The organism is Streptomyces spectabilis (assembly GCF_008704795.1).
Classification (GTDB): Bacteria; Actinomycetota; Actinomycetes; order Streptomycetales; family Streptomycetaceae; genus Streptomyces; species Streptomyces spectabilis.
Window position 1 is genome coordinate 963,848 of record NZ_CP023690.1, and the last position, 14,762, is coordinate 978,609.

The window sequence follows — 14,762 nt, forward strand, 5'->3', positions numbered from 1 at the left end:
CCGTCAAGCACCAATTTCCATGCCTCGTCGGCCATCACCTGTTCCGGCTGTCCGGAATTCACGGTGGCCCGATGACCCACTGGGTGCGAGCTGCGGGGACGGAGTCACGAGCCGGTCACCGCAGTGGCTCGAAATATACCTCAGCGCTCCCGGACCCCCTCCGATGTCACATCGGGGGCGCGCGGAGCTTAAGGTGGCCCTCGCCCGCGCACCACCCCGCGCGGCGCCACCGGCAGGACCGGACACCACCCCGGCTGACCTGCACCACCGGCACGACGCGGAGAAGAGGCACCGTGATGGCAGCGACCGGCAGCGCCTGGGTGCGGCGGTTCCATCCGGCACCGGAAGCGGGCGAGCGCGTGGTCTGCTTCCCGCACGCGGGCGGCTCGGCGACGTACTACTTCCCGTTCTCCGCCGCGCTCCGCGAAGCGGCGGACGTGCTGGCCGTGCAGTACCCCGGGCGGCAGGACCGCCTCCAAGAACCGTGCATCACGGACATTTCAACCCTTGCCGATCAGCTCACCGATGAGCTGGCGCCCTTGGCGGACCGGCCGCTGACGTTCTTCGGGCACAGCATGGGCGCCACGGTCGCCTTCGAGGTCGCCCGGCGTCTGGAGGCACGCGGTGTCATCCTGCGCGGCCTGTTCGCCTCCGGGCGCCGGGCGCCGTCGCGGCAGCGCGAGGAGCACGTGCACCTGCGCGACGACCAGGGGCTCGTCGAGGAGCTGCGGCGGCTGAGCGGCACCGACTCGGAGCTGCTCGCCGACGAGGCGGTCCTGAGGATGGTCCTGCCCGCCATGCGCGGCGACTACCGCGCCATCGAGACCTACCGCTACCTGCCGGGGCCGCCCCTGAACTGCCCGGTCCTCGCGCTGACCGGCGACAGCGACCCCCTGGTCGAGGTCGCCGATGCCAGGGCCTGGGCGCAGCACACCGTGGCGCCGTTCCGCCTGCGCGTCTTCCCCGGCGGTCACTTCTTCCTCGGCGATCACACCGCGTCGGTCGTACGGGAGATCACCGACCACCTCGGCGCCACGACGCCGGGCCGCTGACTCCTTCCCCGTACGCGAGAGCAACGGACGGAACACGGCACAAGAAGCACGGCACGAGGAACAAGGAGCTGGGAGCGCTGGAGCTCGACGAGTACGCGTCCTTCGACGCGGTGGGGCTGCGTGAGCTGATCCGGACGCGCGAGGTGAGCGCGGCCGAGGTCGAGGCCTGCGCGCGGCGCGCCCTGGAGCAGGCGAACGGCGAGCTCAACGCGCTGACGCAGCCGCCGTTCGACCCGTCCCTCGCCCATGAGCCCGAGGGCCCCTTCGGCGGGGTGCCGTTCGTCATCAAGGACAGCGGGCCCTTCGCGCAGGGCGTGCCGTTCACCATCGGCAGCCGCGCCGTCCAGGGCGCGTACGCCCTGGTCGACCACGATCTGATGGGCCGGTTCCGCGCCGCGGGCCTGGTGGCGCTCGGGCAGAGCACCGCGCCGGAGTTCGGTCTCAACTTCGCCACCGAGTCGGTGCGCTACGGCCCGACCCGCAACCCCTGGAACCCCAAGCGCGGCGTGGGCGGGTCGAGCGGCGGCGCTGCCGCCCTGGTCGCGGCGGGCGCGGTGCCGTTGGCGCACGCGAACGACGCGGGCGGCTCCATCCGCGTCCCGGCCGCGTCGTGCGGCCTCGTCGGCCTCAAGCCGGGCCTGGGCCGCACGCCGTGCGGACCGATGAGCGGTGAAACCGCTTTCGGTCAGCTGGTGGAGTTCGCGGTCACGCGCACGGTGCGGGACACCGCCCACCTCCTGGACGCCGTCAGCGCGCCCGCCGTCGGCGACAAGTACCAGGCGCCGCCGCCCGCCCGGCCGTACGCCGAAGCGATTCGGACCGACCCCGGGCGGCTGCGGATCGCCCTGACCACCCGGCCGTGGACGGGCGGCACCGTGGACCCCCAGGTCGCCGACGCGGCGGTCACCGCGGGCCAGGTCCTGGAGTGGATCGGCCACGCGGTCACCGAGGCGGGACCGGACGTAGACGGCGACGCCGTCGTGGAGGCCGCGATGCTGACGGTCGTCACCACCGGCGGCGCCGTCCTTCGCGGCACGCCCCGCCGGCCCGATCCCGCGACGCTGGAGGGGGTCTCCCGGCGCGTGCTCTCCGAGACCGAGGACTTCACACTGCTCGACGTGATGTCCGCGACGGAGGCGCAGAACGGGGTGACGCGGTCGGTCGGCCGCTTCTTCCAGGAGCACGACCTGCTCCTGACGCCCACGCTCGGGCGCCTGCCCGCGCCGCACGGAACCCTCAAGTACGACCACGACGGGCACTCGGCCCGCTCGTGGCTGCGCCGCCTGTTCACGTACGGGCCCTTCACCGCCACGTTCAACGTGTCCGGCAACCCGGCGATCAGCCTGCCGCTCGGCCAGAGCCGTGAGGGCCTGCCCATCGGCGTGCAGCTGGTCGCCGCACACGGCCGCGAGGACCTGCTGCTCCAGGTCGCCGCCCAGCTGGAGCAGGCGGTCCCGTGGCGGGACCGCACCCCGCAGGTCTACGTCGGCTGAACGCCTCGTCTAGGGCACCCGCGCCTCGGGCTCGCCGCTCTCGATGCGCTGGAGCAGGGCCCGTACGGGGCCGACGGCGTCCTCGGCGGCAAGGCGGGCCGCCACCCGTCGCGCGCGCTCGCGGTGGACGGGGTCGTTCGTCGCCCGGATGAGGGCGTCGGTGAGGCGCTGGGTGGTCAGTCGGCGCAGGGGCAGCGGGTAGGGGGCCGTGCCCAGGGCGGTGAGGCGGCTCGCCCAGAACATCTCGTCGAACTGGATGGGCACGGGCACGGCGGGGACGCCCGCGCGCAGGCCCGCGGCGGTCGTGCCCGCGCCGCAGTGGTGCACGACGGCGGCGGTGCGCGGGAAGAGCAGGCTGTGCGGGACGTCGTCGATGGTGAGGACGTCGTCACCGGTGGCGGACAGGCCCGCCCAGCCGCGCTGGATGACGCCGCGCAGGCCCGCCGCCCGCAGCGCCTGGACGACCTGGCCGCAGAGGCGGTCCGGGTCGGGGACGGTGGCGCTGCCCAGGCCGACGTAGACCGGGGCGGGGCCCGCGGCGAGGAAGTCCTCCAACTCGGCGGGCAGCCGGTCCTGGACGTCGTGCGGCCACCAGTAGCCGACGACGTCGAGCCCCGGGCGCCAGTCGGCGGGGCGGGGTACGACCTGCGGGCTGAAGCCGTACAGGACCGGCCAGCCCTGCCGTTCGCGGGCGCGGCGCGCGGCCCCGACGCCGAGCGGCGGAAGGCGCAGCCGTCGGCGCGCCTCCGGGGCGGCCCGGGTGAAGATCTGCTCGATGAGGGCGGTGACGGCGTGCCCCGCGAGGCGGTTGCCCACCGGGCCGAGCGAGCGGACGGTGGCCAGCGGGGGCGCGAACGCGCGCGTGGCGTGCATGGGCTGGAGGTTGACGCCGACGCTCGGCAGCTTCAGGCCCTCGGCGACGGTGCAGCCCAGCGGGGCCACCACACCGCTCAGGACGAGTACGTCGCTGTCCCGCGCCACCTCGATGAGGCTGTCGGTGAACTGCCCGACGACGGCGCGGCCCATCGACATGGCCCGCAGCAGTTTGCCCACGCCGGTGCCGCTGCGGTGCAGGCCCTGGCCCCGCTCCGAGTGCAGTTCCGCGCGCGGGTCGACGGGGAGCGGGTGGAAGCGGATGCCGGAACCCCGTGTCAGGGGCTCGAACATGTCGTGCGTCAGCAAGGTGACGTCGTGCCCGGCCCGGACGAGGCCCGCGCCGAGGCCGGTGAAGGGGGCGACGTCGCCCCGGGAGCCCGCTGTCATCATCGCAACTCGCACGGCGGCCAGTATGGGCGCACGACGAGCCGTCGCGAGCCGGAACGCGCGGAGAACGACGCGATCGTGCCGGTGCGGCGCGTGCCCGCCGGGCCGCCGGTCCCCGGCGCGGCGGGGCCCGGCGGCTCGGAAGGGTGTCAGCAGCTCAGGTTGTCTCCCGGCGTGGTGCCGAGGATCTGGACGAACTGCTGGTAGCGGTTGATGCGGCTCTGCACTTGGGCCGGATTGCCGCCGTTGCACTCCAGGGTGCCGTTGATGCTGCGGATGGTCTCGCCGAAGCCGTGGCCGTCGACGATGGCCTGGTGGCCCGTCACCGTGCCCGGGCCCTTCTGGGTGTTCCAGTACCACAGGCCGGTCTGCCAGGCGACGGACGGATCGCGCTCGACCAGCCAGGGGTTGTTCAGGAGGTCGAGGCCGAGGGCCTCGCCGGCGGCCTTGTAGTTGAAGTTCCAGCTGAGCTGGATGGGGCCGCGACCGTAGTACGCGTCGTTGCCCGCGGGGCAGCCGTAGGGCTGGGTCTTGTCGCAGTAGTGCGGGTAGTTCGCCTGGTTCTGCTCGACGACGTGGACGAGCCCGCCGGTCTCGTGGCTGACGTTGGCGAGGAAGGCCGCGGCCTCCCGCTTGCGCACCGTGTCACTGCCGGTCCTGGTGAACTCGGGGTAGGCCTTCAGCGCGTCGACCAGGCCCTGATAGGTGTAGAAGGGCTTCCTGTTCGGGAACATCTGGTCGAACTGGGCCTGGCTCACGATGAAGCCGCCCGGGTCGGGGCTCCCGCCGCCGGTGCCGCACTCCCCCTTGTCCACCCAGACTCCCCACTCGCCGGTGGTGCCCGGGGTCTCGCCCCGGGTCCACCACTTGGCCTGCCAGTTGCGCTTGCCGTGCGACGCGGTGGAGCCGTTGGTGTAGACCGACCCGGAGTCCCAGGCGGTGGCGCAGGCGGGGGCCACGGCCGGGGCGTCGGCCGCGGCCGCGGCCGACGTGGGCAGCAGGGTGGCCAGGAGGGCCGCGACGCCGGTGGCCGCCGAGGCCGCGAGCAACGGCCGCAGCCGCCGCGCGCGTGCACGGAACCGGGCGGTGACGCCACTTCTTGGCTTGCGCTCGTTCAATCTCTTCACTCCTCGATGCGGCAGCGAGCCACGCTGGGGGGCCGAGATGGACTGGGGCGCAGTCAACCCGCCTTGGTCTATACCAGTCAAGGTGTAGACCAGTGGGAAATTCTTGAACTCCCCTGGGGAATCCGTTGGTTCGCGGTGGATCAGCTGTGGATCAGCTGTGGCTCAGCTCCCCTTCAGCACCTCGTCCGTGGTCGTGACCACGGCGCAGCGGCCCGCGGCCCAGCGCAGGGCCATGGCGTGGTCGTCGGCGGAGAAGTCGGCCACGGCGTCGGCCACCACGAAGGCCTGGATGTCGCGCATCCAGGCGTCGCACGCCGTCATCAGGACGCCGATGTGGGCGTAGACGCCGGTGATCACCAGCTGGTCCCGGCCCTGCGCACGGAGGTCCTCCTCCAGGGACGTACGGACGAACCCGCTGTACTTCCACTTCCTGAGGACCTGGTCGCCGGGGCCCGGCGCGACGGGTCCCGCGATGGCAGCGGCCTGCGCGTCGGCCGGCAGGCCCGCACCCCAGAAGTCCTGCTGGAGGCCGCGTTCGGCGGGGGTCTGGCCGCCGGGCTGGGCGGTGTAGACCACGGGGATGCCGAGGGCGGCCGCGCGCTCCTTCAAGGCGCTGACGTTGCGCAGCAGTTCGGGGACCGGCGCCGCCTCGGCGTCGTACGCGGACAGGAAGTAGTTCTGCAGGTCGTGCACGAGGAGCACGGCGCGGGCCGGGTCGACCTTCCAGTCGACGCGGTTCGCGGGCAGGTCCGCGGCGACGGGCATGGGATAGGGGGTGATGGTGGGCAGAGCCATGGTGCGGTGTGTTCCGTCCGGGTGGGGTGCGGTGGGGTGAGGTGGGGCCGGTGTCAGGGCGTGGCGGGCCGCTCGGCGGCGGCCGCCCTGAGGTCCTTCTTGGAGATCTTGCCGACGCCGGTCTGCGGGAAGGCGTCCACGAACTCGACGCGGTCGGGGACCTTGTACGCGGCGAGGCCCCGCTCGCGCACGAAGCGCTTCATCGCGAGGGGCTTCAGCGGCTCGGCTCCGGCGCGCAGGATCACATAGGCGCAGGTGCGCTCGCCGAGGTACGGGTCGGGCTCGCCGACGACGTTGGCGTCGTGGACGGCGGGGTGGGCCAGGAGGTGGTTCTCCACCTCCTCGGCCGCGATCTTCTCGCCGCCGCGGTTGATCTGGTCCTTGGCGCGGCCCTCGACGACCAGGTGGCCGGTGTCGGTGAGGCGGACGATGTCACCGGTGCGGTAGAAGCCGTCCGCGGTGAAGGAGCGCGCGTTGTGCTCCGGGGCGTTCCAGTAGCCGCGGATCGTGTACGGGCCGCGGGTCAGGAGGTGTCCGGTGGAGCCGGGCGGCAGGTCCTCGTCCGCGTCGTCGACGACGCGGATCTCGTCGTCCGGGGAGATCGGCCTGCCCTGGGTGGTGACGATGACTTCCTCGGGGTCGTCCAGGCGGGTGTAGTTGACCAGGCCCTCGGCCATGCCGAACACCTGCTGGAGCGTGCAGCCGAGGGCCGGGCGGACGCGCCGGGCCGCTTCCTCGCTGAACTTGGCGCCGCCCACGAGGAGGACGTCGAGGCTGCTCAGGTCGTGGGCGGTGGTGGCGGCGGCCTGGGTCCACAGCAGGGCGAGCGGCGGCACGAGGCCGGTGAGGGTGACGCCCTCGCGCGCGATGAGCGAGAAGGCGGTCTCGGGGTCCGGGCTCGGGCTGAGCACCACGCGGGCTCCGGCGTACAGCGCGCCGAGCGTTCCGGGCGACGACAGCGGGAAGTTGTGCGCGGCCGGGAGCACGCACAGATAGACGCTGTGTTCGTCGACGCCGCACAGCTCGTTGGAGCCGCGCAGGGAGTAGATGTAGTCGTCGTGGGTGCGCGGGATCAGCTTGGGCACGCCGGTGCTGCCGCCGGACAGCTGGAGGAAGGCCAGGTCCTGCGGCGCGGGCCCGGGCAGGTCCGCGGGGCCGTCGGTGTCGGCGCGCACGTCGTCCAGGGCCGTGAACCGCCCCGGCTCTCCCTGGGCGACCCAGACGTGCCGCAGCGTCGGCACCTCGGCGCGGACGGTGGCGGCGAGGGCGCGGTAGTCGTAGCCCCCGTGCTCGGCGGCGATGACGTAGGCGGCGGCCTCGGTGAAGCGGCAGAAGTAGGCGATCTCCGTCTCGCGGTGCGCGGGCAGCGCGAAGACCGGAAGGGCGCCGATCCGGAAGAGGGCGAAGACCACCTCGAAGAACTCGGCGATGTTGGGGAGCTGGACGACGACGCGGTCGCCGGGCGCGATGCCGCGGGCGAGCATCCCGGCGGCGAGCCGTTCGGCGCGCGCGTCGAGGTCGCCGTACGTCCAGCGGCGGTCGGTGGCGGGGTCGACGACGGCGATCCGGTCCGGGTGGGCCGTGGCGCGCTCGCGCAGCATGGTCCCGAAGGTCTCGCCGCGCCAGTGGCCCGCCGCGCGGTAGCGGGCGGCGAACTCCTCGGGCCAGGTGGGCGCGAGGGACCGGTCGGTCAAGGGCGTCTCGGTGGTCACAGCTCGGCCCCCACGGCGGCGAGGAACGTACGGAACTTCGCGGCGGTCTCCGCGGTCTCGGCCTCCGGCTCGGACGCGGCGACGACGCCCGCGCCCGCGTACAGGCGCAGGGAGTTCCGCTCCGCCTCGGCGCAGCGGATGGTGACGACCCACTCGCCGTCGCCGGAGGCGTCGCCCCAGCCGACCATGCCGGTGAAGAAGCCGCGGTCGAAGGGTTCGCTCTCGCGGATGACCTCGCGGGCGGTGGCGGTCGGTGTGCCGCACACGGCCGGGGTGGGGTGCAGGGCGCAGGCGAGTTCGAGCGCGGAGGTCCCCGGCCTTGCGAGGGTGCCGGTGACGGTGGTCGACAGGTGCCACATGGCGGCGGTGCGGATCAGGGTGGGCGTGGCGGGGACGGTCATGTCCGCGCAGTACGGGGCGAGTGCCTGGTGGACGGCGTCGACGACGACGGCGTGCTCGTGCAGGTCCTTCGACGACCGCAGCAGGGCCGCCGCGCGGCGCACGTCCTCCGCCAGGTCGTCGCTGCGCGGGATGGATCCGGCGAGCGGGTTGGCGACGACCTGCCGGCCGCGCCGCGACACCAGGAGTTCGGGGCTGGCGCCGATGAGGGTGCGCTCCGCCCCCGTGGGCAGCGCGAAGGTGTAGCCGGTGGGGTCGCGGCGGGCCAGGCGCTGGAGCATGGCGGCGACGTCGACGGGCTCCGCGCTGTCGGGGGTGTCGAGTTCGAGGGTGCGGGCGAGCACCACCTTGCTGAACTCGCCCCGCCACATGCGGTCGACGGCGGCGGCGACGGCCGCGCCGTAGTGCTCGGGCGCGGGCACCTGGCGGATGCGCCAGTCGGCGGCGGCCGGTGCCTGGGCGGGCAGGGCGATGAGCGGGTCGGCGGTCAGCGGCGGCGCGGCGTGCAGGGCGACGGGCACGGCGAGCGCCGCCGGGGCGCCTTGGTCGAAGGGCACCGCGCCGATGACGACCGGCGTCTCGACGCCCGCGTCCTGGGCGGCGGCGAGGGTGTGCGCGACGCGCGCGGCCAACGGTCTTTCGTCGTGCGGCACTTCGCTGTGGACGCCCTGTCCGAGCAGCGTCCGGGTGGGGGTGCCCAGGAAGCGGGCGCCGGGGGCGTAGTCGGCGAGGAGCGCGGTGGCGGCTCCCACGGCGGGGTGGCCCTGCTCGGCTTCCACCGTCCGGCGGGCCGGGTCCATGCCCCTGGTGGGGGCGGCCGGGGCCGGGACGTGTGTGGCGACATCGGGTGCCGTCGACACGAGGGTCTCCGTTTCTCTCACGGTCCGTGGGCGTGCGGGCGTACGGACACGGTGGGCGTGGGTGTGCTGTTGACGAAGAAAAGGAAGAAGGAGGAGGAGGAAGGGGCGGTGCGGTGGGGACGGTGTGGCGGCGGCGCGTCAGCGGAGCGTGGCGCCGCCGTCGACGTAGAGCTCCTGCATGGTGATGTGGCGCGCGCGGTCGGAGGCGAGGAAGACCACGGCGTCCGCGATGTCCCGGGGTTCCGCGATGCGGCCGAGCGGGATGCCGGTGCGGTAGGTGGCGGGGTCGCCGTCGATGACCCGCCGCGGTGCGGCCTCGTCGGCCCACAGGGCCCGTTGCATGGCGGTGTCGGTGGAGCCGGGGGCGACGACGTTGCACCGCACGCCGCTGCGGGCGAGCTCCAGGCCGAGGCACTTGGTGTACATGGCGGCCGCGGCCTTCGACGCGGCGTAGGCGGCCATGCCGGTGCGGGGCACCCCTGCGGCGTTGGAGCCGACGGTGACGACGCTGCCCCGGCCGCGCGCGGCCATGCGGGGCGTGACGGCGCGTGCGGTGTGCAGGACGCCGCTGGTGTTCACGGCGAAGGTGTCCGCCCAGTCGGCGTCGGTGAGTTCGGCCGCGGGCCCCGGGCGGAGGATTCCGGCGACGTTCACGAGGATGTCGAGCGGGCCGTGCGCGCGCTCGGCCTCGGCCACCACGGCCTCGACGGACGCGGCGTCGGTGACGTCCATGACCTCGGCGGTGATGGTGCCCCCCGCGCCCTCGCCCCACCGGGCCGGGTCCGCGGCCCAGTCGGCGGCCAGCGCCTTGACGCCTTCGGCGGTGCGGTCGGTGGCCAGCACCCGGGCGCCCTCGGCGGCGAGCGCCTGGGCGACCGCCGCTCCGATGCCCTGGCCCGCCCCGGTGACCAGGGCGGTTCTGTCGGCTAGCGCGGCGCGGGCGCCGGGTATGTGGTCAGGCATGGGCGACTCCCCCCGTATCGGTTAGGTAAGCCTAACCTAATACAGCCGTAGTGATCACCCAAGCTCCCTCGTGACCGAGGGCAATATTTGGTTAGGCTAACCTCACTACCGCTTGACGCGATAGGCGGGCACGCCGAAAAGTCTCCGCCGAAAGGCCCACGCGCCGAGGGAAGTTCATGGACACCCCTCCCCCGTCCGGGCCGCTCACACGACGGCAAGGCGGGGATAGCGGCGCGTGAGCGCCTCGGGCCCCGGATCCGTGCCGCTCCCCTCGACGAGCAGGGCCAGCCGGCCGCGCCCGGCGTGGAGGGCGAACTCCGGGCCCGCCTCGCGATACGCGGCACAGCAGGCGGCGAACTCCTCGCCCGTCCCGATGACGATGTCCGCCAGATACGCCGCGCCGCCCTCGGCCGACAGGGGCTCGGCGCCGAGGCGGGCCACCGTCATGGTCCTCGCCCCCTCCAGAAGCGCGGCGAAGAAGTCGGCGTACTCCTTGGCGCGCACGGCGTCCGGGGCGATGACGTGGACGCCGCCGCCCCGGCGGACCGCGCGCGCGGCGTCCCGTGAGCCGAGCGCGTACAGATGGCTCACCAGGAACAGCGCGGTCAGCTTGGCGTGGCCGCGCAGCTCCCGCACCGGTGCCTCGTCGCCCTCGCACAGCGCCAACGCGGCCGCGACCACGGCGTCCCGCGGCGGCCGGGAGAGGCTGAGCAGACCGTAGGCGAGGGCGAAGGACCTGCGGCGCACGTCCGCGGAGAAGTCGTCGGCGCGGAGCGCCCGGTCGGTCCCCGAGCGGCGGACCGAGGTGAGCCGCGCCGGGCCGAGCGCCACCCGGCGCGCTCCGAGCAGCGCGAGCAGCACGTCGAGCGGAAAGGGTTTGCTCACGTCCAGGAGCGTCGTCACCGCCACGAGCACGTCCCCCGACGCGCGGACGGCGTCCGCGACGTCGGCTCCGATCGGGACGTCGTGCCAGGCGTGCAGGACCCCGCCCTCGTGCCGTACGTCGACGGAGATCCGGTCCCCGTCGAGCGCGGCGGACAGGGCCGGGACCACCGGCGGTCTCCGTGACGGGAAGTCAAGGGCGAGCCCCAGCGCGACGAACGGCTCCAGCGTGGCCACGCGCCAGCCGGTGTCGTCGGCCCGGCGCAGCAGAGCGCACTCGTACGACGGGTTCACCAGGAAGGTCGGCAGGCCGCTCGGGGGCAGCAGCGTGCAGCCCGCGCGCCACGAGAGCAGCGGCCGCTCGACGGACGCGCCGGGCTGCCCGTCCTGCCAGGCCGGGCGGCGGCAGCGCGGATGGTGCAGCGAGGCGACGGCGAAGCCGTCCCCCTCCTCCGCCACCACCTCAAGGGCGGCCGCCGGCCACCGCCCGAGCGGCCTGCCGCAGCTCTGGCAGTCGACCGGCCACAGGCCGGCCTTCAGGTCGGCGATGACGCGCGGGCCGAGCCGGCCCTTCGTCACCGCGTCGGTCCGTAACCGGGAAACCGCCATCGCCCTGCCCCGTCCTGTCCTGTCCGTCGACGTCGTGGGTGCGCCGTCGCAGTGTCCTGCGCGGGGTTCGGGAGGGGTCCCGCGCGGGGCACGAGGGGCCGCGCGCTCAGGCGGCCACGGCAGGGCGCAGCACCAGCTCGCACCACGCCCGGAAGGTCGTCGGGCTCGCGCCCTGCGGGGTCCGGGGCGCGCCGTCGTCGAGACCCGCCTCCTTGGCGCGCTTCATCTCGACGAGGCCCTGGACGAACGCGTCGCCGACGCCGTGGCCGCTCAGCTCCGCGGCGAGGGCGTCGTACGAGCGGCGTTCGTAACGGACCGCCCGGCCCAGGGTCTCGGACATGACGCGGGCCATGTCGTCCGGCGAGAGGTCCTCCGGACCGAGGACGGGCACGGCGGCCGTGCCCGTCCAGGACCGGTCGAGCAGCAGCCGGGCGGCGACCGCCGCGATGTCCCGCGTGCTGACCAGAGGGGCCTTGCGGCCGGCGGCCGAGGTGTCGGTGAACACCCCCTCGTCGCGGAGGGAGTCCGCCTCGCCCAGCAGGTTCTCCATGAACGACGCGCAGGCGAGCGACCGGTAGGCGACGCCCGTGCGCGCGATGAGGTCGTCCATGGCAAGGGACGCCGTGACGAATCCGGCGCGACCGGCCACGGGGGTGCCGCCGCCGAGCCCCGAGACCCCGACCACGTGCCGTACGCCGTGGGCCGTGAACGCCCGCGCGGCGGCGCGCGTGAATCCGGTGTACGCGGACTCCAGGCTCGGCGCCCGGGTGTCCGGCGGGACGAGCCACAGCACCGCGTCCGCGCCGGCGAAGGCCCGGTCGACGACGCCCGGGTCGCGGTGCGAGCCGGGCACGACGTCGACGCGCTCGCGGACCGTGCGGGTGAGCCGGGCGGGATCCCGGGCGACGACGCGGAGTTCCTCGCCGTGCGCGGGCGCCTCGTCGAGCAGGGTGTGCAGGACCTGGTTGCCGATGTTCCCCGTCGGGGTGGTGATGACGATCATGCGTCGAGTCTCGGCGCGCCCCAACACGGCGTCCAATACCTTCCGTTGACGATTGATACGCTCAGGGCATGGATCTTGACCTGCGCAAGCTCCGCTACTTCGTCGCCGTGGCGGACCACCGGCACTTCGGCCGCGCGGCGGAGCGGCTGTACATCGCGCAGCCCGTCCTCAGCCGCCAGATCCGGGCCTTCGAGCAGGAGCTGGGCTGCGCGCTCTTCGTCCGTACGACGCGCAGCGTGGAGCTGACCGCGGCGGGCCGCAGGCTCCACGAGGAGGCGCGCGGCCTCACGACGGCCGTCGAGGCGGCCCTGCGGCGGGTGCGGGACGCCGACCGGGGCGTCCGGCGCATCGTCATCGCCTTCTCCCCCGGCCTTCATGTGTCGGAGGCGATCGTCGCGTTCGCGGCGCGCCACCCGGACGTCGAGGTCGGCCTCGTCCCGTCGCGCTGGTGGGAGGTCGACGCCCCGCTGCGGGACGGCCGGGCCCAAGTCGGCCATCTGCGCAGGCCGTTCGACACGAAGGGGCTCCATGTCGTTCCGATCGGCCGCGAGCCCAAGGTGGCCTGTGTGCCCGTCACCCATCGCCTCGCCGGGCGCGAGGAGCTGCTGTCGGCGGACCTCGACGGCGAGACCGTCCTGGACGCGCGACGGCGGCGGACGTCGTCCGTCGAGGAGAAGTTCGAGCTCGTCGCCGCCGGGCACGGCATCGCCCTCGTACCGCTGAGCGTCGCGCGCTCCTACCCGCGGCCCGACCTCGTCCACCTCACCGTCACGGACGCGCCGCCGGTCGAGACCTGCCTCGCCGTGCCGGAGGGCGGGGGCGAGGGGCCGGTGGCCGACTTCGTGGAGATCGCCACCGCTGTGCTGCGCGAGCGTGCGGCCGCGCAGGACCAACAGGCGGTACGTGAGCACCCAGGAGCACCATGAGCAGCGCCCGCCCCGCTTCCGGCCGCGGCCCCGGTGCCGTGGCGGCCCGGCTCACCGGGCTCGCGGCGACCGCCGAACGGCCGCTGTCCGGCGCGCTCACCGAAGTCGTCCTGGACGGCGGGCGGGTGGTCGTGGTCAAGCGCGCCGACGCTCCCGGCGCGGTGCGGGCCGAGGCGGCGGGCCTTCGCTGGCTCGCCGCCACCGGGACGGTCCGCGTCCCCACCGTGCACGGCCACGACGGCAGTTGGCTGGTGATCGACCGCGTGCCGCCCGGCCGGGCGAGCGCCGACGCGGCCGTACGGTTCGGCCGGGACCTGGCCGCGCTGCACGCCGCAGGGGCGCCCGCTTTCGGGGCCCCGCCGCCCGCGGGGCCCCAGGACGCGTACATCGGGCTCGCCCCGATGCGCAACATCCCCGGAGACGACTGGCCGAGCTGGTACGCCGCGCACCGGGTGCTGCCCTATCTGCGCCGCGCCGTCGACGACGGCACGGTGCGGTCCGCCGAGGCCGCCGTGGTCGAGCGCGTCTGCGAGCGCCTTCCGGAGCTGGCCGGACCCGCCGAACCGCCCGCGCGGCTGCACGGGGACCTGTGGAACGGCAACGTCCTGTGGGGCGCCGACGGACACGTCCGCCTGATCGACCCGGCGGCCCACGGCGGACACCGCGAGACGGACCTCGCGATGCTGGCCCTGTTCGGCTGCCCGCACGTGGAACGCATCCTCGACGGCTACCAGCAGGTAGCACCGCTCGCCGACGGCTGGCGGGACCGCGTCGGCCCGCACCAGCTCTTCCCGCTCCTCGTGCACGCCGTGCTCTTCGGCCGCGGCTACGCCGAGCAGGCCCTGGCCGTGGCCCGGGCGGCCCTGACCCGCTGATTCCGGCCCGCGGGGCCCCGAGACGCGATCGCCGCTTCTCCCCCGGTCCGCGGCGGCGCATACTGGCGGTGTGGACACTGGGGCGTCGGCCGATCCGCCACGCCGGGCCGAGGACTGGTCCGAGCGGCGAGAAGCTCTCCTGCGCGAGCGTGAGGAGACCGCTGACGAGCGGGAACGCGCCGCGGGCGCGAGAGACGTCGCAGCGGACGAACGCGCACGCCGCGCCGACGCGCGCGACGCGGAGGCAGCGGCGCGTGAGGCCGACGCCGAGGCGCGCGAACACAGCGCCGACATCCGCGCCGAGGCCGCGGAAACCCGCGATGCCGCCGCCGACGCACGTGCCGCCGAGGCGGACGAACGCGACCGCGTCGCCGACGTGCGCGAGGCGGCGGCGGACACCCGCGACACCGACGCCGACGCACGCGAGGCCGACGCAAACGAGCGCGAACGCCGCCTCGACGCACGCGAGTCCAGATCGGACCAGCACGCCCGCTCCCTGCGCGAAGCAGTGCCCTCCGAGCGGCAGCGGTCCTACGAACACATCGCGCGGGCCCAGGCCCTGATCGACGCCAGCGAGGCGCGGCTGCAGCGCAGCGCGGCGGCCCTGCGCCGTGCGGACGCCCTCGACACCCGTGAGCAGCGCGCCGTCGACCAGGAGGTCGTCACCTCCGCGCACCGAGCCGCCGTCGAAGGCCGTCGCCTCGGGCCGAGGAAGGCTCCCTCGCGCCCGGACCAGGAGTAGTCGAGCGTCGGGCCGCACCCTCCGCACGGATCGCCCAGCCGTGAGCATGGCAAAATCACCG

General features: G+C 74.4%; 13 protein-coding genes. 5 read left to right on the forward strand and 8 right to left on the reverse strand.

Annotated features, from left to right (window positions below; genetic code table 11):
• The first annotated feature begins 296 nt into the window (after window positions 1–296).
• Both CP982_RS03840 and CP982_RS03845 read left to right on the forward strand, forming a co-directional pair.
• Window positions 297–1,052 (forward strand): thioesterase II family protein, encoded by a 756-nt coding sequence (locus CP982_RS03840; protein WP_150509163.1) that lies wholly within the window; start codon window positions 297–299, stop codon window positions 1,050–1,052.
• A 110-nt stretch (window positions 1,053–1,162) separates the two neighbouring features.
• Window positions 1,163–2,545, forward strand: coding sequence for an amidase (locus CP982_RS03845; RefSeq protein WP_150509164.1), 1,383 nt, complete (start codon window positions 1,163–1,165; stop codon window positions 2,543–2,545).
• 9 nt (window positions 2,546–2,554) lie between these two features.
• On the opposite strand, the gene CP982_RS03850 is transcribed toward CP982_RS03845, so the two are convergent.
• From CP982_RS03850 to CP982_RS03885, 8 genes are all read right to left on the reverse strand, one after another.
• Window positions 2,555–3,808 (reverse strand): glycosyltransferase, encoded by a 1,254-nt coding sequence (locus CP982_RS03850; RefSeq protein WP_150515293.1) that lies wholly within the window; start codon window positions 3,806–3,808, stop codon window positions 2,555–2,557.
• A 149-nt stretch (window positions 3,809–3,957) separates the two neighbouring features.
• Window positions 3,958–4,866 carry a glycoside hydrolase family 19 protein gene (locus tag CP982_RS03855; RefSeq protein ID WP_229878879.1) on the reverse strand — a complete coding sequence of 303 codons (909 nt, stop codon included), beginning with the start codon at window positions 4,864–4,866 and terminating at the stop codon, window positions 3,958–3,960.
• Window positions 4,867–5,097: 231 nt separating this feature from the next.
• Window positions 5,098–5,730 carry an isochorismatase family protein gene (locus CP982_RS03860; RefSeq protein WP_150509166.1) on the reverse strand — a complete coding sequence of 211 codons (633 nt, stop codon included), beginning with the start codon at window positions 5,728–5,730 and terminating at the stop codon, window positions 5,098–5,100.
• A 53-nt stretch (window positions 5,731–5,783) separates the two neighbouring features.
• The gene (locus CP982_RS03865; protein WP_189719301.1) at window positions 5,784–7,442 is read right to left on the reverse strand and encodes a (2,3-dihydroxybenzoyl)adenylate synthase; all 1,659 of its coding nucleotides are present in this window, start codon (window positions 7,440–7,442) and stop codon (window positions 5,784–5,786) included.
• Window positions 7,439–8,701, reverse strand: a complete 1,263-nt coding sequence (gene dhbC / locus CP982_RS03870) for an isochorismate synthase DhbC (RefSeq protein WP_150509167.1) — start codon at window positions 8,699–8,701, stop codon at window positions 7,439–7,441. Before dhbC ends, CP982_RS03865 begins: the two co-directional genes overlap by 4 nt.
• Before the next feature lie 138 nt (window positions 8,702–8,839).
• Complete coding sequence (locus tag CP982_RS03875; RefSeq protein ID WP_150509168.1) at window positions 8,840–9,664, reverse strand: 2,3-dihydro-2,3-dihydroxybenzoate dehydrogenase; 825 nt, start codon at window positions 9,662–9,664, stop codon at window positions 8,840–8,842.
• Window positions 9,665–9,868: 204 nt separating this feature from the next.
• Window positions 9,869–11,125, reverse strand: a complete 1,257-nt coding sequence (locus CP982_RS03880) for a hypothetical protein (protein WP_150509169.1) — start codon at window positions 11,123–11,125, stop codon at window positions 9,869–9,871.
• A 136-nt stretch (window positions 11,126–11,261) separates the two neighbouring features.
• Window positions 11,262–12,158: an NAD(P)H-binding protein gene (locus CP982_RS03885; protein ID WP_150509170.1), complete on the reverse strand. Its 897-nt coding sequence runs from the start codon at window positions 12,156–12,158 to the stop codon at window positions 11,262–11,264.
• 68 nt (window positions 12,159–12,226) lie between these two features.
• On the opposite strand from CP982_RS03885, the gene CP982_RS03890 reads away from it, so the two are divergent.
• The 3 genes from CP982_RS03890 to CP982_RS03900 all read left to right on the forward strand — a co-directional run bounded on the left by CP982_RS03890 (window position 12,227) and on the right by CP982_RS03900 (window position 14,701).
• Window positions 12,227–13,084, forward strand: coding sequence for a LysR family transcriptional regulator (locus CP982_RS03890; RefSeq protein ID WP_150509171.1), 858 nt, complete (start codon window positions 12,227–12,229; stop codon window positions 13,082–13,084).
• On the forward strand, window positions 13,081–13,959 hold the full coding sequence (locus tag CP982_RS03895) for a fructosamine kinase family protein (RefSeq protein WP_150509172.1): 879 nt from the start codon (window positions 13,081–13,083) through the stop codon (window positions 13,957–13,959). The genes CP982_RS03890 and CP982_RS03895 overlap by 4 nt, the downstream gene beginning before the upstream one ends.
• A 70-nt stretch (window positions 13,960–14,029) precedes the next feature.
• On the forward strand, window positions 14,030–14,701 hold the full coding sequence (locus CP982_RS03900; protein WP_150509173.1) for a hypothetical protein: 672 nt from the start codon (window positions 14,030–14,032) through the stop codon (window positions 14,699–14,701).
• The last annotated feature ends 61 nt before the right edge of the window (window positions 14,702–14,762 follow it).